Origin of the sequence: Staphylococcus durrellii (genome assembly GCF_015594545.1) — a bacterium.
GTDB lineage: Bacteria > Bacillota > Bacilli > Staphylococcales > Staphylococcaceae > Staphylococcus > Staphylococcus durrellii.
Genome location: NZ_JADIIO010000001.1, coordinates 2,105,521 through 2,127,905, shown reverse-complemented (window position 1 = coordinate 2,127,905; position 22,385 = coordinate 2,105,521). Strand labels below are relative to the sequence as shown.

Annotated in this window: 22 protein-coding genes; 13 read left to right on the top strand and 9 right to left on the bottom strand. The window is 32.8% G+C overall.

All coding sequences use genetic code 11. The features are described 5' to 3' along the window. Positions 1-12: 12 nt before the first annotated feature. Positions 13-846, top strand: a complete 834-nt coding sequence (locus ISP02_RS10290; RefSeq protein ID WP_195721864.1) for an aldo/keto reductase — start codon at positions 13-15, stop codon at positions 844-846. A 57-nt stretch (positions 847-903) separates the two neighbouring features. Here ISP02_RS10290 and ISP02_RS10285 read toward each other — a convergent pair whose 3' ends face one another. Beyond that, positions 904-1,686 (bottom strand): DeoR/GlpR family DNA-binding transcription regulator, encoded by a 783-nt coding sequence (locus tag ISP02_RS10285; RefSeq protein ID WP_195721478.1) that lies wholly within the window; start codon positions 1,684-1,686, stop codon positions 904-906. A gap of 53 nt (positions 1,687-1,739) precedes the next feature. Continuing rightward, positions 1,740-2,966, bottom strand: a complete 1,227-nt coding sequence (locus tag ISP02_RS10280) for an MFS transporter (protein WP_195721477.1) — start codon at positions 2,964-2,966, stop codon at positions 1,740-1,742. Between the two features lie 334 nt (positions 2,967-3,300). On the opposite strand from ISP02_RS10280, the gene ISP02_RS10275 reads away from it, so the two are divergent. After that, on the top strand, positions 3,301-4,947 hold the full coding sequence (locus ISP02_RS10275; protein ID WP_195721476.1) for a ribulokinase: 1,647 nt from the start codon (positions 3,301-3,303) through the stop codon (positions 4,945-4,947). A gap of 155 nt (positions 4,948-5,102) precedes the next feature. Here ISP02_RS10275 and ISP02_RS10270 read toward each other — a convergent pair whose 3' ends face one another. Next, entirely contained in the window at positions 5,103-6,329 is a 1,227-nt protein-coding gene (locus ISP02_RS10270; RefSeq protein WP_195721475.1) for an Nramp family divalent metal transporter, read from the bottom strand. 15 nt (positions 6,330-6,344) lie between these two features. Next, positions 6,345-7,286, bottom strand: a complete 942-nt coding sequence (locus ISP02_RS10265) for an agmatinase family protein (RefSeq protein WP_195721474.1) — start codon at positions 7,284-7,286, stop codon at positions 6,345-6,347. A 312-nt stretch (positions 7,287-7,598) separates the two neighbouring features. On the opposite strand from ISP02_RS10265, the gene ISP02_RS10260 reads away from it, so the two are divergent. Both ISP02_RS10260 and ISP02_RS10255 read left to right on the top strand, forming a co-directional pair. Continuing rightward, positions 7,599-8,984, top strand: a complete 1,386-nt coding sequence (locus ISP02_RS10260; protein ID WP_195721473.1) for an amino acid permease — start codon at positions 7,599-7,601, stop codon at positions 8,982-8,984. Between the two features lie 37 nt (positions 8,985-9,021). Further along, positions 9,022-9,504: an SRPBCC domain-containing protein gene (locus ISP02_RS10255; protein ID WP_195721472.1), complete on the top strand. Its 483-nt coding sequence runs from the start codon at positions 9,022-9,024 to the stop codon at positions 9,502-9,504. Between the two features lie 56 nt (positions 9,505-9,560). Here ISP02_RS10255 and ISP02_RS10250 read toward each other — a convergent pair whose 3' ends face one another. Continuing rightward, positions 9,561-10,742 carry an MFS transporter gene (locus ISP02_RS10250; RefSeq protein ID WP_195721471.1) on the bottom strand — a complete coding sequence of 394 codons (1,182 nt, stop codon included), beginning with the start codon at positions 10,740-10,742 and terminating at the stop codon, positions 9,561-9,563. Between the two features lie 131 nt (positions 10,743-10,873). Between ISP02_RS10250 and ISP02_RS10245 the strand changes: the two genes are divergently transcribed. Next, on the top strand, positions 10,874-11,764 hold the full coding sequence (locus ISP02_RS10245; protein WP_195721470.1) for a LysR family transcriptional regulator: 891 nt from the start codon (positions 10,874-10,876) through the stop codon (positions 11,762-11,764). A gap of 77 nt (positions 11,765-11,841) precedes the next feature. Here ISP02_RS10245 and ISP02_RS10240 read toward each other — a convergent pair whose 3' ends face one another. Further along, positions 11,842-12,486 carry a FusB/FusC family EF-G-binding protein gene (locus tag ISP02_RS10240; protein WP_195721469.1) on the bottom strand — a complete coding sequence of 215 codons (645 nt, stop codon included), beginning with the start codon at positions 12,484-12,486 and terminating at the stop codon, positions 11,842-11,844. A 458-nt stretch (positions 12,487-12,944) separates the two neighbouring features. Between ISP02_RS10240 and ISP02_RS10235 the strand changes: the two genes are divergently transcribed. Next, the gene (locus ISP02_RS10235; RefSeq protein ID WP_195721468.1) at positions 12,945-14,336 is read left to right on the top strand and encodes an MDR family MFS transporter; all 1,392 of its coding nucleotides are present in this window, start codon (positions 12,945-12,947) and stop codon (positions 14,334-14,336) included. Between the two features lie 122 nt (positions 14,337-14,458). Next, complete coding sequence (locus ISP02_RS13135; protein WP_268933178.1) at positions 14,459-14,590, top strand: hypothetical protein; 132 nt, start codon at positions 14,459-14,461, stop codon at positions 14,588-14,590. Between the two features lie 323 nt (positions 14,591-14,913). On the opposite strand, the gene ISP02_RS10230 is transcribed toward ISP02_RS13135, so the two are convergent. Next, positions 14,914-15,993 (bottom strand): aldo/keto reductase, encoded by a 1,080-nt coding sequence (locus tag ISP02_RS10230; RefSeq protein WP_195721467.1) that lies wholly within the window; start codon positions 15,991-15,993, stop codon positions 14,914-14,916. 243 nt (positions 15,994-16,236) lie between these two features. Between ISP02_RS10230 and ISP02_RS10225 the strand changes: the two genes are divergently transcribed. From ISP02_RS10225 to ISP02_RS10205, 5 genes are all read left to right on the top strand, one after another. After that, positions 16,237-17,196 (top strand): NAD-dependent epimerase/dehydratase family protein, encoded by a 960-nt coding sequence (locus ISP02_RS10225; protein WP_195721466.1) that lies wholly within the window; start codon positions 16,237-16,239, stop codon positions 17,194-17,196. Between the two features lie 138 nt (positions 17,197-17,334). Beyond that, the gene (locus ISP02_RS10220; RefSeq protein ID WP_195721465.1) at positions 17,335-17,724 is read left to right on the top strand and encodes a tautomerase family protein; all 390 of its coding nucleotides are present in this window, start codon (positions 17,335-17,337) and stop codon (positions 17,722-17,724) included. Positions 17,725-18,003: 279 nt separating this feature from the next. Continuing rightward, complete coding sequence (locus tag ISP02_RS10215; RefSeq protein ID WP_195721464.1) at positions 18,004-19,080, top strand: branched-chain amino acid aminotransferase; 1,077 nt, start codon at positions 18,004-18,006, stop codon at positions 19,078-19,080. A gap of 178 nt (positions 19,081-19,258) precedes the next feature. Next, complete coding sequence (locus ISP02_RS10210; RefSeq protein ID WP_195721463.1) at positions 19,259-19,951, top strand: HAD family hydrolase; 693 nt, start codon at positions 19,259-19,261, stop codon at positions 19,949-19,951. A 68-nt stretch (positions 19,952-20,019) separates the two neighbouring features. Next, entirely contained in the window at positions 20,020-20,409 is a 390-nt protein-coding gene (locus ISP02_RS10205; protein WP_195721462.1) for a hypothetical protein, read from the top strand. Positions 20,410-20,463: 54 nt separating this feature from the next. Here the strand turns inward: ISP02_RS10205 and ISP02_RS10200 are convergent, their stop codons facing one another. Beyond that, positions 20,464-21,126: a deoxynucleoside kinase gene (locus tag ISP02_RS10200; RefSeq protein WP_195721461.1), complete on the bottom strand. Its 663-nt coding sequence runs from the start codon at positions 21,124-21,126 to the stop codon at positions 20,464-20,466. Next, on the bottom strand, positions 21,119-21,736 hold the full coding sequence (locus tag ISP02_RS10195) for a deoxynucleoside kinase (protein WP_195721460.1): 618 nt from the start codon (positions 21,734-21,736) through the stop codon (positions 21,119-21,121). The genes ISP02_RS10200 and ISP02_RS10195 overlap by 8 nt, the downstream gene beginning before the upstream one ends. A 63-nt stretch (positions 21,737-21,799) precedes the next feature. Here ISP02_RS10195 and tadA point away from each other — a divergent pair, with 63 nt between their 5' ends. Beyond that, on the top strand, positions 21,800-22,291 hold the full coding sequence (gene tadA, locus ISP02_RS10190) for a tRNA adenosine(34) deaminase TadA (protein ID WP_195721459.1): 492 nt from the start codon (positions 21,800-21,802) through the stop codon (positions 22,289-22,291). The last annotated feature ends 94 nt before the right edge of the window (positions 22,292-22,385 follow it).

Genomic DNA, 22,385 nt, shown 5'->3' with positions numbered 1-22,385 from the left:
GAGTAAATAATGATGAATCAACTAACATTCAATAATGGAAATAAGATGCCACAATTAGGGTTAGGTGTCTTTCGAGTTGCTAATGATGATACTGCAAAATTAGCAGTAAAACATGCAATTATAAATGGTTATAGAAGTATCGACGCAGCTTTAGTTTATGAAAATGAAGAAATGGTAGGACAAGGTATTAAGGAAGGAATAGCAGCAGCCGGCATTTCTCGGGAAGATTTATTTATTACTTCTAAATTATGGTTCGATGATTTTGGAAAGAATAATGTTGTTAGAGGATATGAACGTTCACTCAATAATTTAGGGCTTAATTATTTAGATTTATATTTAGTTCATTGGCCAGGTATAGATGAAGCATTAATGATAGATACATGGCTAGGTATGGAAAAATTATATAAGGATGGCAAAGTTAAAAATATTGGCGTGAGTAATTTTAATATTAATCATTTAGAAACATTGAAAAAACATGCACAAATTAAACCAGTTATTAACCAAGTAGAATTTCATCCTTATTTTAACCAATTGTTATTACGTAATTATTTAGCAGATGAAGATGTTCAAATGGAATCATGGTCGCCATTAATGAATGCAGAAATATTAGTGGATGAGACCATTAACGAAATAGCACAAACAATAAATAAATCATCGGCGCAAGTCGTGCTACGTTGGAATATACAACATGGGGTAATAACGATTCCTAAATCTATTACACCATCACGTATTGAACAAAATATTGATGTTTTTGGATTTGAACTTTCTGAAACACAAATGACAAAGATAGATAAATTAAATAAAGATCAACGTGTCGGGCCGGATCCTGCACAATTTAATGGATAAAAAAAACAGAGGTCATTTCCTAAATATGGGGATGACCTCTGTTAGATTATATAGAAATTAATTATTGTTATGACGTACATCGACACGAGTTAAATGTTTGAATTGATTACGATATGAATTCAAATTTACATTTGAATTTGAAGTGTCGGTTATTAACATGTCTATATTGTTTGGAGCGCACACATTATATAAAGAAACTTTGTCTAGTTTAGAACTATCTGCTAAGACATAAACTTCTTGCGCTTGTTCTACCATTTGCGCTTTCGTATATGCCAAAGTTTCACTAAAGTGTGTCACACCTTTTACTGCGTCTATAGCGGGTGTGCTTAAAAATAATTTTAAAGGATTAAAAGATTTTAAAGCGTTGTTAGCAAGCTGACCATCTAAGACATAATTGTCTTTATGCAAAGCACCACCAGTAACGATAACCTGATGGTTCGTCGATTTTAAAGTAGATGCAATATAAATATCATTGGTGATAAGCGTTAAGTTGCGTTTGTGTTGTAAAGCTAAGGCTAATTGTAGCCCCGTAGAACCTGAATCAATAATAATTGTATCATTATCTTGAATAAAGTCAGCTGCCTTGTTGCCTATAGCAACTTTTTCTTCATAATTGCTCGTTTGTCTATCAGCGAAACTAAGTTCATCCCATACTTCAGCTTTATTTAACACTACGCCACCATGTGTGCGTTTAATTTGATCGAATTGTTCTAATTTATTTAAATCACGACGAATTGTGGCTTCGTGAACATTAAACTGCTTTGATAACGTGTGTATCGTTGCATGCTTATGTTTTAACAAAAAGGCGATTATATTTTCTTCACGTTCGGCTGGTAACATTATTCACACTCCAATTTAGACATAAAGTATAACAAAATTAATAATATCTTCAATTATTCATATTGTGCGCTTCTAGGTAGCTTGATGAAATAAGTAAGAATCGTACTAATAAAGTAAAGTATACCTAAAATCCAAATGATCCCAATGTCATGCACGATATCGATAAATAAATTTACAATCATTGGACCGACAAAGACTGGTAAACCAGCACCTAAATTAAGTACGGAAAGTGCTGCACCTTTATCTTGTTTAACTAGTGTAGGGATTAATGCTGATAAAGGAACGTAGGCTGCGATAAATGCGCCCCAACAAAATCCTACGATAGTTAATAATACCAAATTACCATCTGTCCACATTGGGATATAACCAATCAGTAATACAGAAATGCCGCTACCAATGCCTCCGAAGTACATAACCGTGTTACGCCAACCAATTTTATCTCCTACAATTCCAAAGATTAAGTTGAAAATAATATTGCCGACAAAGATAGTTGACCATACGGCTAACCATTTCGATGTAGGTATGCCGAAACTTGATAAATAAATAGGTAAGAACACAGGAAAGGCAAACTGTGCCGTCGTATTAATTACACGGACGATACCACCGAGTAATACTTTAGGTTCTTCTTTCATAATCGTGATACCTTTAAGTATTTCTTTTAATTTTTCTTTAGAACTTCCTTGATTTGAAGGTAATTTATCTCTATTAATAATAATCGCGAACACTGCACCTAAAATAACCCAGAATAATGAACTCCATAACGTGTTAATGTGTCCTAAATATTTAATTGCCCAAATAGAATATAGTGCGCCTAACACATTTAAACCACCAGTAAAGACAAACCAAAACCATCCAACTGCTGCGCCCAACGTTTTTTGCTCTGAACGGTAAGAAATCCACACTAAAAATGAATAAGCAAATAACGGGTAGCCCAAACCACGTAGTGCATACGCAGGTAACATCAAATATAAATTATTTGAAGGAATGGCAAAACCAACAAAGCAAATTGTTCCTATAATATAGAAGAACAACCCTAGAATCATTGTCTTTTTGCCACCTAATGCTTCGGCAAACACACCGCTAAACCAACTTGCTAAGGCAACGGTGACACCATAACATGAAAATAGTGCGCTTGTTTCTTTGACAGAGAAACCATTTCCGTGTAGCCAAGGACTTAACCATCCTATTTCTAAGCCATCGCCCATCATGAAAATAATAATACCTATATAACCCCATACTATTTGTCGAGGCATACCTAAAACTGAACTTGAATTTTTCATATATAATACTCCTTTAATCACTCATAGTGACGGTGTAGTTATGTTTTTTAGTTATAGGTCTACGATGTTTTAAATTTATAATGTAAATAAAATGCAATCTTAAAAAAACATAATTAAAGTAAATTGCACATTTGTGTTTGTAAAAACAATAGTAATCGCTTTCATTTATAAATGTCAATCATAAAACTACAATAAATATGTTTTTATGTGCTTGAAATTACTAATTTAATGTTTATTTTTGTTCGTTTATTTAAGTTTTGTGCGTTGCTTTTTGCTACTAAGTTGCTTATTATTTAATAAAGCGTTTTCTATTGTGCGTATATGGAGGGTTATTATGAATTACAGTATAGGTATTGATTTTGGCACTGGTTCTGGGAGAGTATTTTTAGTCAATACAGCTAATGGCGAAATTATTTCACAATATATTAAGGAATATTCTCATGGAACAATTGAACAGCAATTAAATGGTCAAAAGATACCACAAAGTTTTGCATTACAAAATGCTAATGATTATATGGAAGTCATCGAAGAAGGTATTCCATACATAATAAAAAATGCCAACATTGATGTTAACAAAATAGTAGGAATAGGCATTGATTTTACTTCATCGACCGTAATATTTGTAGACGAACATATGGAACCGATGCATAACTATGAATCTTTCAAAGATGATCCACATGCTTACGTAAAATTGTGGAAACATCACGGTGCTCAAGCTGAAGCTGATAAATTATTCCAAACTGCACTACAACAAAAGAATCGATGGTTAGGTTACTATGGTTTTAATGTTAGTAGTGAATGGATGATTCCAAAAATAATGGAAGTACAACACAAGGCGCCAGATATCATGGCGGCAACTGCCAATATAATGGAAGCAGGAGATTGGATTGTTAATAAACTAACTGGAAAAAATGTGCGTTCTAATTGTGGGCTAGGATTTAAATCTTTCTGGCAAGAAGAGACGGGGTTTCATTATGACTTATTTGATCAAATAGATGATGAATTATCTGATATAGTGAGAACAAAAGTCGATGCACCTATCGTAAATATTGGTGACACAGTAGGTACATTAAGTAAAGAAATGGCTGATAAATTAGGACTTCCAGACACAATAGCAGTAAGTCCATTTATGATTGATGCACATGCAAGTTTATTAGGTATAGGTTCAGAAAAAGATAAAGAAATGACGATGGTAATGGGAACGAGTACATGTCATTTAATGTTAAACAAAGAGCAACATAAAGTGCCAGGCATCTCTGGCTCGGTTAAAGGGGCAATCATTCCTGACCTTTATGCATATGAAGCGGGGCAATCTGCAGTAGGTGATCTATTTGAATATATCGCCAAACAAACACCGTACGAATACGTTGTCGAAGCTGAAAAACGTAATATTTCAATTTTTGAATTACTCAATGAAATGGCACAAAAATTGGCGCCAGGGGAAAGTGGTCTAGTAGCACTTGATTGGCATAATGGTAATCGAAGTGTGTTAAGTGATAGCACACTAACTGGAAGTCTATTTGGCATGACGTTACAAACAAAACATGAAGAGATTTACCGCGCATATATGGAAGCTACGGCATTTGGTACGAAAATGATTATGCAACAATATCAAGGTTGGCAAATGGAAGTTGATAACGTATATGCATGTGGTGGCATACCGAAGAAAAACCCATTATTAATGGAAATATATGCTAATGTATTGAACAAGACGATAACAATTATGGATAGTGAATATGCACCAGCAATTGGTGCGGCAATTTTAGGCGCGATAAGTGGTGAAGCGCATCAATCATTTGAGCAAGCTATCGAAGCTATGAAAGAACCGATACTTTATCAAGTGGAGCCTGAACAAGAGAAAGTAGCAACTTATAAAAAATTGTTTCAAGCTTACAAAGCGTTACATGATTTACATGGTTATAAAAAAGCAAGCGTCATGAAAAATGTAAAAGCAATTGCCGATGAAAACTATAATAAATAGCAACAGTATTGTTTTTACTAAGGGAACAAAAGTAAAATTTGAAACTTATATAAAAACACTTGCGTTAAATTCATAGTAAAAATGAATTCAACGCAAGTGTTTTTATTTTATTCCTATAAATTTGTACCAGTACATTAATATGCGTAATGGTGTTTTTAGCTAAAAATACTCGTAACTGCATCAATTAAACTATAGACACCTAAAAATGACACGATAAGAACGACAATAAAGCCGATAATATTAAGCCATATGTTATTAGCATATTTTCCCATAAGTTGTTTTTTATTAATAACGATAAAGATTAATATAGCGACTATCGGTAAAATGATACCATTCAATGCTTGAGCAACAAGTAATACTTGGATTGGCTCGAAACCTAATGCTGATGTGGTGATACCTATAAGTATAATAGCGGTAAATACAGCCTTGTATTTTTTACTTCTCATACCTTTTTCCCAACCAAGTAGACTACTAATTGTAGCAGCAGCACCTGTTGGCGATGCGATTGCAGAAGATAATCCAGCTGCGAATAACCCTATACTAATAATGATAGGGGCAAATTCACCAAAAATAGGTTTAAGTGGATCAGCCAATTGAATAATGCTAGAAACCTCTTTGCCTTTAATTAATGTTGCGGCTGAAATCAAAATGGCTGCCGAGATAATACCACCTACAGTAATCGAAATAATAGTATCCCAGCGTGCAAATTTTAATTCGGTTAAATCTTTGAAACGTTCATGTACGGCAGTAGAATGAATGAAAAAGTTATAAGGTACTACTGTCGTACCTATTAAAGCGATGACGGTAATAATAGAACCATGTGGTATCGTCGGTACGAAAATACCTTTTAATATAGCGATTACGTCTGGTTTAATTACTATCATTGTGGTGATAAATATAATACCCATGATGACCATTAAGAAAATCATTAATTTTTCTAAAAATCGATAGTTACCAAACAAACCAATCAATAAAATAATTATACCAATGACTGGTGCTACAGTATGAGGGGGTAAATGTAATAAATATGCAGCGCCTAAGGAAGTTCCTAATAAGTCACCACTTATGTAAGCGGCACAGCCTAAAGTTACCGCTATTAATGTAAACCAGACTAATATAAATTTACCTAATTTGTGAGCAAATAGTTCTTGTACGGCTTCACCTAATCCTTCTCTAGTGACTAGGGATAAACGAATAATCATTTCTTGTAAGACGATTGTTGCAATAATAGAGAACACTACTGACCACAGCAGGCTATAACCAAAGCCTGCACCCCCTTGGGTCATTGTAGTAACAGTACCTGGACCAATAAATGAAGCGGTAATGATCATTCCCGGTCCAATCGATTTAAATACCTTACTAAAGTTCTTAAGCACAACCATCACATCCCCATGTTATTAGGCTTTGCCTAAATATTTCGCGTGGCCTGCAAGTACGTATAGTACTGCAGTAGAGACAAAGTGAGCAGAATTTTGGTTAGCGTCTTGCATTGGATAAACCTCTACATAATCCATACCACAAAGACCTAATTTACCAAATTCATGTATTAATGTTAGTAACTCGTAAGATGTAATACCATTGCCGTCCACTGGGCCGCCTGGATTAAAAGCAAAATCAAGAACGTCACTACAAATTGTTAAATAGACAACATCTACATCTTTACTTGCTTGTGCATAAATATCACGCGCTAGTTGTGTTAAATTTGTAGATGATCTAATGTCGTTAATTGTTAAAGTGACTGCACCCGCTTCTTCGGCATATTTACCAGTTTCAGGTTTGTTACGCGGACCATGAATGCCTGTATGTATAATGCTTTCATTTCTTATACCATCCGTTTCATATAATCGCATAAATGGCGTGTTACGTGCATAAAGTTCACCATTATAGTCAGGCATATTATCATAATGTGCATCTAAATGAATAATGCCTACACGTTTATTTGTTTTAGTTAGTGCTTTTAGAATAGGGTAAGTAACGCCGTGTTCACCACCAAAGCCCACTAAAAATTTATCTTGTTGCCATAAATTATATGCAAAATTCTCAATATTCTCATAACTTTGTGCGTTATCATGCGCGACAAAAGGAACATCTCCTACATCGCCCATAGATAAATACTTACTAACATCAATATGGTTAAGTTCTGGTAAATAGTGACTATAACGCGCTGAACACACACGTATTTGTTTCGGACCTAATTCAACGCCTGTATAGTCACCCCAAGTACTTTCGCCTTCAAAAGGCACGCCGTACACAATAATATCAGTATCTAAATTTTGTGACTTCGATAAATTCTTACTATTTAAAAAGCACGGTGTATTTCCATAAATGTTATCTTTCATAAAATATACAGCCCCCTTTGTTAATTAACAATTATATAGAGTATCAATTTTGTTTTCAAATATATACATAAAATATATAGTTTATTACATAAATTTATTAGCACATTATTTATTAATATGTATTATATTGTTTAAATAAACAAAAATATTATTAAATAGAAAAATAATTGAAATTTCTGAAGAAAAAGAATATCATACAATCAAGCATTAATTACATAAGTTCATAGAAAAATATTAGTTCATTAAAAAGGGGAATGAGCTAACTTTTATTTGAACCTAATGCTAAATTACATAAACAAATGGGGAAATTTTATGTCCAATCAGTTAAATAGAGAGTTGAGTAATAGACATATCCAACTTATAGCCATTGGTGGAGCGATAGGAACGGGTTTGTTCCTAGGTGCCGGCCAATCTATAAGTTTAACTGGACCGTCTATTTTAATAACATATATTATTGTTGGTTTTGTGCTATTTATGTTTATGAGAGCAATGGGCGAGATGCTTGTAGCGAATACTGAATACAAAACATTTGCGGATATAGCACACGATCAATCTGGCCCGTTAGCAGGATTTCTAACAGGTTGGACTTATTGGTTAACTTGGATTACATCAGGTATGGCTGAAATTACGGCTGTAGCTAAATATGTAGAGTATTGGTTGCCAGATATACCAAACTGGTTAACATCACTCTCATGTATATTAATATTAATGATTTTAAATTTAACTAGCACTAAAGTTTTCGGTGAGTTAGAATTTTGGTTTTCTATAATTAAAGTTGTAACAATTATAGCCTTAATCGTAGTGGGTATTATTATGATGGTTTTTGCATTCCATACTCATTATGGTTATACAGGGTTAGATAATATATATAAACATGATGGCATTTTCCCACATGGTGCATCAGGATTCTTAATGTCATTCCAAATGGTAGTATTTTCATTCACTGGTATTGAAATAGTAGGCATAACAGCTGGTGAAACGAAAAATCCAGAAAATACAATTCCTAAAGCTATAAATAATGTACCGATTAGAATTTTAATTTTCTATGTGGGTGCGTTGGCAGTTATTATGTCAATTATTCCTTGGAATCACATTAGTCCAGATGACAGTCCATTCGTTAGTCTATTCGCTTTAATTGGGATACCATTTGCTGGTGGGATAATTAATTTTGTTGTCTTAACGGCAGCTTCATCTTCATGTAATAGTGGTATTTTCGCTAATAGTAGAATTCTGTTTGGTTTAGCAGATAAGAAACAAGTGCATCCGTTATTGTTATTAAAAAATAAGCAAGGTGTACCTTTCGTAGCTATTTTAGTTACATGTATATTATTAGGCGTAACGGTTATTTTAAATTATTTTATTCCTAATGCGACACAAGTCTTTTTCTATGTAACTTCATTATCTACAGTGTTATTAATTATCAACTGGATGTTTATCATGCATGCTTATGTTAAATACACTAAAAATCAACCAGAAGATCATAAGAAAAATAGTTTCAAATTACCTGGTGGTAAACTTATGGCATATTTCGTTCAAGTATTCTTTATCTTTGTGCTAATCATTTTAACTGTTACACCTGATACAAGAAGTGGTGTACTATTAACGCCGTTATGGTTTATTTTCTTGATTTTGGTGTATTATAAAATGAAAAACAAATCTGTAAAAGATACGGTAACGGGCAAATTAACTAAAAATTAAATGATCAATGCTCGTATCGATAATTGAGGATGTATATATGGAAATTAATTACAGTAAAAATGACCATGGTGTAAAGCAATCAATAAGTACGGTAATTAATGCGGACGTACCGACAGTTTTTCGTTATTTAAGTACGACGGAAGGTGTGCAACAATGGTTTCCACAACTTGTTATTGTAGAACGTAAACCACAAGGTACTATGTTATTTGTAAGAGATGAAATTACAAACAATGAGAAGATGACGATAACGGATTTTGAAGAAAATAAAATGATAGGCTTTACATGGGATACCGGTAATATCTGGTTTGAATTACAACAACAAAATGATTTAACGATAGTATCATTTACTGAATATTTACCATTTGAGTTTCCACATATTGTGTTGGATTTTACTGGATGGCAATTTCAAATTGATAATGTAACTCAACTTATAGAAAATGGGGCTACGTTAGATCAACAACAAATCGATTTTAAAGCAAGACAGCAACAAATTGCTACTGCTTTAGAATTTGAAACATAATACAAAAAAGCCTTCGATCTATCATAATCGAAGGCTTTTTGTATTAGTAGTAATGCTTAATATTCTCTGATATTTTTAGCTGATTTGCCATGTAAAAAGAAGTATCCAATTGTTGCAATTACGACTAATAAACCCATTAATATATATAAATAACGATAACCGAAAAACGGAATAAGCATACCTAATATAAATGGTCCAATACCTGCACCAAAATCTGTGAACATATAGAATGTAGAAGTAGCTAAACCAATTTTGTCCTTTGGTGATTGTTGAATAGCAATTGCTTGAGCACTAGGAATAATTGTGCCGTAACCTACACCGATAAAAATTGCTGAAATAAGTAATAATATACTACCATGCGATAATCCTAGTAATACTAAACCGACGATAAAGCTAAAGAGTACTGGATACATAATTTTATTTTCGCCATATGCGTCATAAATTTTACCTGTAAATGGTCTTGTCACAAAAGTACTAACTGCATAAACTATAAAGAAGAAACTTGATGCTGTAGCCAAATTAATGTGTGCTGTATATACGGTTAAGAATGATAAGATACTTGAGTAAGCTACACCTACTAAAACAGTGACCATTGAAATAGGCAATGCCTCTTTTTGAATATAAGCACTGAGCCCTTTATTTGATGCCACCTCAATATCTTTACTTACGTTAATATTAGGAAGTTTATTAATTGCTATAGCAAATAGGAATGACACAATTATGACAACCAAGCATACAAAGAAATTAGCTTGGAACCCTAAATGTTGGTTAATTAATATTCCGAAAAATGGACCAAATGCTGAAGCGGTAGTTACACTTAAAGCATAATATCCTATACCTTCACCTTTACGTTCTTCAGGTATTATTCTTGAAGAAATAGTACCCGTTGCTGTTGAAGTAAAACCGAATGCCAAACCGTGTAGTAGTCGTACTAACATTAATATAGCAAGACTATGAATTGAGAAATACAATGCTACTGTAATAATGGAAAATATTATGCCGCCAAGTAATACTTTTTTAGGTTGTAAACTATCAATGATACGGCCAGACACTAAACGACCAAACAGCATTCCGATAATAAAAATACCAGCGGCGAGTCCGCCCATACTTTCAGATGCGTGATATTTATCTATGGTGAATTGTGTGATAGTAACGATTAATGTGTAATGAATTAAATACATTAAAAAGTTAACTATAGTTATGAAGATAAAATCCTTAGTCCAGAGTTTATCGTACATTTTTAAGACCATCCTTTATATTTATATTGTTTTTTCAAACCAATAACTATTATAATAGTTAAAATATATTAATGTATAATTAGAATTTCTGATATTTATATAAGTAAAACTGATGTGAAAGGGGTGGCATTATGAATTTTGAACAATTAAGTTATATCAAAAAGATATATGAAACAGAATCTATTATTTATGCAGCTAAAGCAATGCATATAAGCCAATCTGCGATGAGTCAATCCATTGCTAATTTAGAAACAGAATTAGGGTGTAAATTGTTTAATAGGTCGAGGAAAGGCACATTACCTACTCAAGACGGTAAACATTTAATACCTTATATAATAGAGATTTTAGAAGCACAACATAATTTGTTAGATAAAGTAGATGCGATGAAAGCGCAAATCGATGGTTCGCTAACGATTGCGACGATACCAACATTGTTTAATAAAGTAGTACCTAAAGCTTTATCTAAATTTAATAAAGATTATCCGCACATTAATGTGAAGATTTTCGAAAGTGATAAGGATGAAATCATAAGGCTCGTGCAAAAAAACGATGTAGATATTGGCTTAATAGGTATAAGAGACAATGAAACAGTAAATCAAGGTCTACAATTACATGCTTTGAATAGATCAAGTGGTTTCAAATTAATAGTACCAAAAAAATCAAAGCTAGCTCTTAAAGAAGAGGTTAATTTAGAAGCAATTCAGCAATATCCTTTTGTTTTATATGATCGCAGTTTTTATCAAAATAATTTGAAAGTCTTTGAAGAAGAAAATGGGCCTTTAAAAATTGTATTTAGAACGAATAATCCAAGTGTACTTATTAGAACTGTTTCTGAAGGATTAGGGATTAGTATTGTTTCGAACTTAATTATTGAAGATGACCCCTTTATTATGAATGGTACGATTGAGACTGTGCCAATTGGAAAACCTTTTGATTACTATATTTATTTTACTGCCCTAACGAAGTTGAAAGATAATAATAATGCGGCAATGAATAAATTTATCTCTTATTTACGAAACTAATTAAATGGGAAAGCCCCAAACCAATAGAAGAAAAGATCGATTGATTTGGGGCTTTTTATAAATGGTTTATATTGTTTTTAAGATTTAATTTTATCCCAAAACTTATAAAAATGAGTTAAATCTGTAATTTGGCGGTTACATTGTGTGCTATCAAAACATATATAGTCACCTTTTTTTGTATAGCGACCGTCACTTGACGAATGCGTTTTGCGCATAAATAAAGCTACATTTGATTCTTTGTTACAAATTGAGCAGAACCCTTTGAAAGTTTGGTTTGAAATATCACCATAAAAACCATTCAATTTATTATATTCATCATAATAAATTATATATTTTCTACCTGAAGATATGTCGTTCCACCCTACATAAGTGCTCTCTATTAATACTTCATCACTGATTAATGGTGTTTTTAATTTTTTAACCTTTTTGAAAACTTTTTCTACTTGTTTATTACTTGGGTGTTCAAATGGAGTGACATAAGATTTCAAAGTTTCTAATATTTTTTCTGTTTGTCGACTTGACAATTGAACATCCATTAAGGTATCGATGGCATTTGTAATTGTAGCATCTATTTTAGGAAAAGTTTGTAAAATATCTTCTTTTGTAGTTTGTTGGATAGCGGTAACAGTATGTTTGTCATTGACTGAATTGTATACATTTAACAATCGTGCAACATTGTTTTTTATATAGTTAAATTGATATGGATAAATTTTATTTTCCATGTTGTTCTTCCTTTCACAAAACGTATTTAATACCGGTAAAGAAAATGCCTTGTGAAATTAGGAATGATTTACAAAGCATTATCACTGTTGCTTTGTATTAAAGATGTAGCATTGGTAAGCGACATGTCATCATCTCCAATTATTATAATATACTTTTTTATAGCAAGGAATTATTGAATTGTCAACTTAACTCAACTTTTGGAATTTTAGATTGAATTAAAATTTTGATAATTATACTTTTGTAATAATAGTAAACAACTAAGTGGACTTAGTATAACAAAAGTGTTAAATTATAATAATTGTAACAAAAATTGAACGCTATCGAGTTAGTGTATTGATAATAGATCGTGCGTATTTACTTTATATTAAGTAAGATGAACGGTCTTATTTATTTTTGTCGTACATTAAAGTAACGTTTTTACAAAAATTAATTTAACTAATTGAAGGAAGGGATTATTTTGGCTGAATCAGAAAAGTTTGACTTGCGGAAGAACATTCCATTGTTCATTGTTTTATTATCAGGTGCCTTTATAACAATTTTAAACCAAACTTTGCTAGGAACAGCGTTACCACCTATAATGAAAGATTTACATCTGAACAATAGTACTGTTCAATGGTTGCAATCAATTTTTATGCTTGTTAATGGTATTATGATTCCAGTTACAGCATTTTTAATAGAACGTTTTACTTCTCGTCAATTATTCCTATCTGCTATGGGCGTATTCACAATTGGTACTTTAGTTTGTGCTTTTGGACCTGATTTCTTCACATTATTAATAGGAAGAATTCTTCAAGCGGCTGGTGCAGGTATCATGATGCCACTAATGCAAACAATTCTATTTTTATTATTCCCAAAAGATAAAAGAGGAACGGCAATGGGCTTGTTTGGATTAGTTATTGCATTTGCTCCGGCCATTGGACCTACATTATCAGGAATATTAGTTGAATACTTTACATGGAGAAGTGTCTTCTATGTTATTATTCCTATTGCAGTGATTAATATCGTGACAGCATACTTCTTATTAAAAAATGTAACAGAATTAACGCATCCAAAACTTGATAAACTTTCGGTAGTACTATCTACGCTTGGTTTTGGCGGAATATTATATGGCTTTAGTACAGTAAGCGAGGCAGGATTTACAAGCTGGCAAGTAATTGCTTCTTTAATCATAGGTTGCATTGCTTTAGTTATATTTATTAAACGTCAATTAAAACTTAAGGAACCGATGCTAGAATTTAGAGTATTTACGTATAATATTTACACAATAGGTACCGTGCTTGGTATGTTTGTATTTGCGGTAATGATTTCTACAAATATTATATTACCGTTGTATATGCAAAATATGTTGAAATTAACGCCTTTACAATCTGGTTTAGTATTGTTACCGGGTGCAATTGTTATGGGTCTCTTTAACCCGTTAACAGGGTATTTATTTGATAAATTTGGAGGTAAATGGTTAGCGCGTGGAGGATTGTTATTATTAGCATTATCAACGTTACCATTTACATTCTTAACTGCTCATACGAGTATAACTTACTTAACTGTAATGAATGCAGTTAGAATGATTTCAATTGCAATGGTAATGATGCCAATGACAACATTAGCAATAAATCAGTTACCACAACATCTTATATCTCACGGTACAGCGATGAATAACACTTTTAGACAAATGTCAGGTGCTTTAGGCACGGCATTATTTATAACGGTTATGTCACTTGCAGTTGATCCTACCAAAGGTCAAGAAGGTGTCGTGCACGGTGTCAATATCTCATTTATTGTGGCTACATGTGTAACTGTTATTGGTTTCTTGTTGTCATTTAAATTAAAAGAAACTAGAAAACAACGATAATATTGTTTGGATATATTAAAAAATAATAATCTATAACTTAGGTAAAAATTATTGAACAAAAATGTTTATCAATGATTTAAGGTGGTAAAACCTTATATACAAACTTTTAGGAGGGTTTTATAATGAGCAAATTTGACGAATTTAAAGACCAAGCAAAAGATAAAGTTGATGAAGTGAAAAACGATAAAGATAAGCAAAAAGAAGCTAAAGATCAAGCGAAAGATAAGGCTAATGATTTAAAAGACAAATTTTAATAGATAACTCATAATAGTATTGAGGAGTTTGGGATATTAGCCCTAAACTAAATAAAGAGTCAATCGACGTGTTTGCAATTCAATGGCGTTGATTGGCTTTTTTTATTGGTTATATCTTATTATATGACTTGCTTTCCTGCGGTATGGGCTCAGCCTACAGTCTTCAGCTCGTCTGTATCTTCAGAATGACTTAACTATTTTATTAGTTTCCTTATGATAGGTATGATGACAAAAAGAATTTTATTCAAAAGAAATGGCAATAACTATCATTTTTAGATAGTTATTGCCATTTTTTATTCTGAGTTTATTATTTCGATTATAATTTACAACATAGAATCTTTATTATTCATTAAATTGTTATAGTTATCAAGGTAAACTTTTTCTGCAGTTGAAGCTTTATCATAAGAATTCATGGCTCTGTGCCATAAGGGATATATGGGTTCTGGGTTAGTTAAATCAGTTATGGTCTTAATTTCATTATCAGTTAGCTGTAAATTATATGAAGCGATATTTTCTTTAAGTTGATTTTGCGTTCTAGCGGCGAGAACGAGTGAATCAACATTAGGTCTATCGCGTAACCATGCTAAAGTTACTTGAGCAACTGAAACATTGTGTTTAACTGCAATTTCAGTAAGCACGTCTACTAAATCATAAAACAATTCATGATTTTTAATGTAAGGTTCTGCCCAACCATCACCTTGACGTGTGCCGGTTTCTCCAGATTTGTTTCGTGAAATTTTACCTGTTAAAAGACCTTCTCCTAATGGTGACCATATGCTATTACCTATTCCAAGCTCTTTTCCTGCGGGTAATAGTTCATATTCGGCTTCGCGTGCTTCTGGCGTGTAATAAATTTGCTGTGCAATAGGTGGAGCCATATTATGAGCGACGGCAAGGGTATGCGTTTTAGCCAAAGCCCAACCACTATAATTTGAAACCCCCCAATAACGAATTTTGCCTTGCTGAATTAAATCATTCATCACTTGTATTGTTTCCATTGGAGGTACCTGGCCGTCCCATAAATGTGTGTAATACAAATCAATATAATCTGTATTTAACCTTTGTAAAGACGCATTAATTGAACGTTCTATGTTAATTCTACTTGCACCACCATCATTTCGATTATCAGTTAATTGGAACCCTGTCTTACTGCTAATAACCATTTCATGTCTTTTGTCTCGAATTGCTTTACCTAATGCAATTTCTGAATCACCTTTTGAATAGAGGTTTGCTGTATCAAACTGGTTGATACCTTGATCTAGAGCGTAGTCAATCATTTTATTGGCTTGTTGCTGTGTCATGCCCCCGGCGTTTTCAAAACCATTAGTGCCTGTAAAAGGTATAGTACCAAGAGCGTATTTAGAAACAGATAACCCTGAATTACCTAATAAATTATACTCCATTTATTTCACTCCTTATACATATATATTGTAGTAATTCCCTGAGATAAACAATTTAAATCTTTAATCTATAGAAGGTAGTTTTTAATTGCTATAAATATATTGTGCAACTCAATAAATAAATTACATATTGTTCACTCAGAGTATACAATTTCGTGAATATGTAGTATAATTCGAAGTGAAATAGGCTATTTGTGTACATGGGGAATACATTGCTTTTTGGCAATAGACAAAGGAGAGACAGAAATGAAAAAAATTATGATTACAGGAGCCTTAGGTCAAATCGGGACCGAGTTAGTAGTAAAATGTAGAACAATTTACGGAAATGAAAATGTTTTAGCTACGGATATTAGAAAACCAGAAGAAGGTTCTCCAATTTTAGATGGACCTTTTGAAATTTTAGACGTAACCAATAAAGAGCGTATGTTTGAACTAGTAGAAACATTTAAAGCGGATACATTAATGCATATGGCTGCGTTATTGTCTGCTACAGCAGAAAAAAATCCGATTTTTGCATGGGACTTAAATATGGGCGGTTTAATGAACGCTTTAGAAACAGCACGTGAGTATGATTTGAAATTCTTCACGCCAAGCTCAATTGGTGCGTTTGGACCATCGACACCAAAAGTTAATACGCCACAAGTTACGATACAACGACCTACTTCCATGTATGGTGTCAATAAAGTTGCAGGCGAATTATTATGCCAATATTACTTTGAAAAATTTGGTATCGACACAAGAAGTGTTAGGTTTCCAGGGTTAATTTCACATGTTAAAGAACCAGGCGGTGGTACAACAGATTACGCTGTGGAAATTTATTTCAAAGCTGTTAGAGAAGGAAAATATACAAGCTATATTGCAAAAGACACATTTATGGATATGATGTTTATGGATGATGCTGTTGAGGCGATTATTAAATTAATGGAAGCAGACGGCGTTAAACTTATTAATAGAAACGCATATAATTTAAGTGCTATGAGCATTGAGCCAGAAATGGTTAAAGAAGCTATTTTAGAACATTATCCCAACTTTGAGTTAGAATATAGTGTAGACCCTGATAGACAAGCAATTGCTGATAGTTGGCCAGACAATATTGACGTTAGCTGTGCAAGAGCGGAATGGGGTTTTGATCCTCAATATGACTTACAAGCTATGACGAAAATCATGTTAGAAGCTATTGAAGCTCAAAACTATGTAAATAATTAGTTAAAAAGCACTTAAAAGTCTTTGTACTTTTAAGTGTTTTTTTGAATAATAAATATATAGAAAACAGATGAGTTGTAAACATTAATAGATGCGCTAAAATAAAACTTAAGATTGAACAAATGCAAAGGGTGTGATGTTATGCCAATTATTAAAATTGATATGATTAAAGGTCGTACGGAGGAACAAATAAAAGCTATTTTGGATGTGTCATATGAAGTTATGTTAGAAGCTTTTGAAGCACCAGTGGGGGACCGTTACCAAATCGTCACTCAACATGAATACTATGAAATGGCAATTTTGGATACAGGCTTAGGTGTAGAAAGAACAAATGATATTTTGGTCTTTACTTTAATTTCTCGACCACGTACGAAAGATCAAAAACTAAAGCTTTATAACAATTTAGCAACGCGTTTACATGATGAGCTCAATATACGTAAAGAAGACATCATGGTTAGTTTAATAGAAAACACTGATGAAAATTGGAGTTTCTTTAATGGAGAAGCACAGTTTTTAAATGGCGAATTATAAACTAACTCAACAGCAGTAAAGTTAATTATATAATTTAACTAAGAAATAATTTTACATTATAACTGTATGCATAGTAATATATAGGTCAAGATGGATGACTTATTATTGTCTATAACTTTGTGGTCAATCACCTTGTTTTGGAAGAAATTAATAATTTTTAATTTTAAGTAACAGACATCATATAAGATTTTAAATTTTTTGAAAATTATTGAACGCGCTTCATACGATTGGTATAATTGACTTTAAAGAAAATTTTAGAACTTACTGGAGGAATAAATCATGTCAGAAAAAATTGAATTTGTACAACGTGAAAACTTAAAAGAAAAACCAGATCCAAGTGATTTAGGTTTTGGTAAATATTTTACTGACTATATGCTAAGCTTCGACTATGATTTGGATAAAGGGTGGCATGACCTAAAGATTGTGCCTTATGGACCAATTGAAATTTCTCCAGCAGCACAGGCATTGCATTATGGACAAGCAGTCTTTGAAGGTTTAAAAGCTTACAAGCATAATGATGAAGTCGTATTATTTAGACCAGATGAAAACTTTAAACGTATTAATGACTCTTTAAATAGACTAGATATGCCAGAAGTAGATGAAGGTGTTTTACTAGAAGGTCTTAAACAATTAGTCGATGTAGAACGTGACTGGGTACCTGAAGGTGAAGGACAATCTTTATATATACGACCTTACGTTTTCGCTACTGAAGGTATGCTAGGTGTTAGACCATCTTATTCTTATAAATTACTTATTATTTTATCGCCATCAGGTTCATACTATGGTGGAGAATCATTAAGACCGACTAAGATTTATGTAGAAGATGAATATGTGCGAGCTGTTCGTGGTGGTGTAGGGCATGCGAAGGTTGCAGGTAACTATGCAGCAAGTCTAAAAGCGCAAACGAATGCGTCTAAACTAGGCTATGATCAAGTGTTATGGTTAGATGGTGTTGAACAAAAATATATAGAAGAAGTAGGTAGCATGAATATCTTCTTCGTTGAAAATGGCACAATTGTAACACCAAAATTAAATGGTAGTATTTTACCGGGGATTACACGAAAAACTGTTATCGAATTATCAAAACAATTAGGTTATGATGTTGAAGAACGTCGTGTCTCTATTGATGAATTAATTGAATCTCAACGTAAAGGTAAACTATCAGAAGTATTTGGTACAGGAACTGCAGCGGTAATATCTCCTGTTGGACAGCTGAAATATGGTGAAAAAGAAATCGTTATTAATAACAATGAAACAGGCGAAATCACACAAAAACTTTACGATAATTATGTTGGCATTCAAAGTGGTAAACTTAATGATCCGCAGAATTGGAGAGTAGTTGTACCTAAATATTAATGATTAATTTAGCTTAAAGGCAATGTCAAAACTATTGAATCTTTAAATATATAATGCTGTTATTAACTTATGCTCATTATGTTTAAAGAAATGTTTTGATATATGTCTTTTTTAATCTTAAGAGTAAAGTAACAAATTATTTTAAAAGCAATGACAATTTCATAGGAGTTGTAATTTGATGAAATGGATTTTATTTGATAAAGACGGTACCTTAATATATTTTGATCGCAGTTGGATGACTATTGGTTTACAATTAGTTGACGATTTTATTGAACGCTACCAAGAAAGAATTACTGATGTGAACGCTGCTTATGCACGATTAGGTATCGTAGATGGAGAAATTCAACAGGGAACTATTATGGCATCTGGTGCACTAGATAATATGGTAGAGGCATTTAATGATATTGCTCAACAAGATGTTACTAAATGGGTGCAGAAACGTAGTCAAACTTTAGTAGATAATCGCGTACCTGACAATGAATGGGTAGAAGGAGCATATCAAACATTAGCAACCTTACAACAACAAGGTTATAAAATGGGGATTGTTACGAGTGATTCGAAAAAAGGCGTAGAACAATTTTTAGAAGTTACACAAAGTAAGCAGTTTTTTGATGTGATTATCTCTACTGAAGCCAATGCAGTAGAAAAACCTAATCCAGAAGTGTTGAACCCTTTATTTGATAACTATGATGTCAATCCTAAAGAGGTGGCAATTGTTGGCGATACTGCAAATGATATTAAAACAGGTAAAAATGCTAAATTAGGGTTATCTATCGCCGTGTTAACTGGTGTAGATGTGGAAGAAAGTTTTTTAGACGCGGACTATATCATACCGACTATAAATGAAGTAATCGATATAATAAATCAATAGGATTAATGATGTAGTTATGTCATAATATACAAAACATATATTATGAGTTTCTTAAAGAGGTGGTTGCAATGATTGATGGCAAGTATGCGATTTATAACAATGTTACATACAAAGTTGTTAGTATACATGGCAATGATGTGTTGTTAGTTACCGAACAAGAGAATGCCGAGGAACAAGGATTTATTGCTCAAACTAAAGCTCATACTTCTCATACATTATATTATAAACACGTAGCTAGGGATGAATTAGAAGAGTTATATGAGTTGTTTCAAGAGGCTCGGTATGAAGGTGTAATTTTTGATTATTATCAAGATAGTGATGGCAATCAATATATTGGAACTAATGATAAAGAAAAGGCAAATACGTTTGGTCTAGAGCAAGTAGATGATAGTTACTTTAACAAAAAAGTTTATGATGATGAAATTGATAAAATCATTAACCGTAACCATATTGAATAATATAAAAGGTTGAAACAAAGAGCTAGTGCTAACATTGTTTCAACCTTTTTAGTATTATCGTTGATCAACTTTTCTATAGGTGTCGATTACAGATTTAATTTTATTAATAACCACGTCGAGTGAATCTGGATCAGCATGTAGGTCATATTCATTAATGTTTACACGCACGACAGGGCATACATTAAATTGACTAATCCAATTTTCATAACGTTGGAATAATTTTTGCCAATATTGAGGGTCAGTTTCGATTTCCATTTGACGACCACGTTGTTTTATACGATCGATAACTTCATCATAATCGCATTCCAAATATATAAGGACGTCTGGTTTTGGGAAATAAGGTGTCATCACCATTGCATTAAATAGCTCAGAATAAGTATTAAAGTCTTCTTGTGTCATTGTACCTTGTGCTTCGTGCATTTTTGCAAAAATATCTACGTCTTCATAGATTGAGCGATCTTGGACAAATCCACCACCATACTCAAACATACGTTTCTGTTCTTTAAAGCGCTCTGCTAAAAAATAGATTTGTAAATGAAAGCTCCAACGTTGGAAGTCATGGTAAAATTTATCTAAATAAGGATTATGATCGACATTTTCAAATGAAGTACGGAAATTTAAACGATCTGCTAAAGCTTGAGTTAAAGTAGATTTTCCGACACCAACAGTACCAGCGATAGTAATAACTGCATCCTGTGGAATACCATAGTTATTCATATTTTGTTCCTCCTATTAATGGTCGTACAAGTTCTAATATATAATTATAATCAGCATCATTAGCTACAAAATCTAATGAAGTCGTATCGATTTTTACGACATTTTGGCCATCTGCTTTTAATGAATTGTAAAAATGAGTATAATCTTCTTTTAGAGCAAGTAAATAATCATCTGAAATTTGATGCTCGAAACTACGGTTTCTTTGAGCAATGCGTTCTTGTAGTACCGTTAAATCAGCATCTAAAAAAATTATAATATTAGGCATCTCTAAATCTTCAGTCAAAATATCATAGATGCGAGAGAATTTTTCATATTCAGTTGAGGTAAGTGTATTATGTGCGAATATTTTATTTTTATGAATATGGTAGTCACTGACAATGCCTTTGTGAATATGTGCTAAATCTTGAAATTGTTTATATCGATTACATAAAAAAAACATTTCAGTTTGGAAGCTCCATTTTGATATATCATCGTAGAAGTCGGAAAGAAATGGGTTTTCATCGATAATTTCGTTTTCTTCATAATAATTTAAATCTTGGCTTAATTTATGCGTTAAGGAAGATTTTCCAACGCCAATAGGGCCTTCAATTGCTATAAATGGTTTATTCATGATTAACGCTCCAAATGTTAAAATAGACAATAAGTATTGTACCATATGTGAGGTGTCAGACACATGACAAGTGATGAAAAATATATGAAAGTTGCACTAAGTGAAGCGTTGAAAGCCCAGCATATCGGCGAGGTTCCCATAGGTGCTATTGTTGTAAAAAATAATAAAATTATTGCGCGCGCACATAATTTGAGAGAAACACTACAAGATCCAACAGCACATGCAGAGTATTTAGCGATACAAAAAGCCGCAAAAATTGTAGGAAGCTGGCGCTTAGAAGAATGCACATTATATGTGACTTTAGAACCATGTGTCATGTGTGCAGGTGCAATCGTTATGGGCAGAATTCCTAGGCTCGTATATGGTGCTAGTGACCCTAAGGGAGGTTGTAGTGGAAGTTTGATGGATTTAACCCAAGAACCTCGTTTTAACCATAGGGCTGAAGTTGAATCCAATGTCTTGTCAGATGAATGTGGAGCATTATTGCGTTTGTTTTTTCAAAATCTCAGAAAAAATAAAAAAATCAGCCAAACAGACGATAATACAAACACCTAAAGTTTTGTTAAACTATATAATGAGTTACAAGATGTGCGAGTAATTAAAGGTTAGCGGGTTAGTGTGTGTAACTTAATGCGGAAAGGGACGAAAA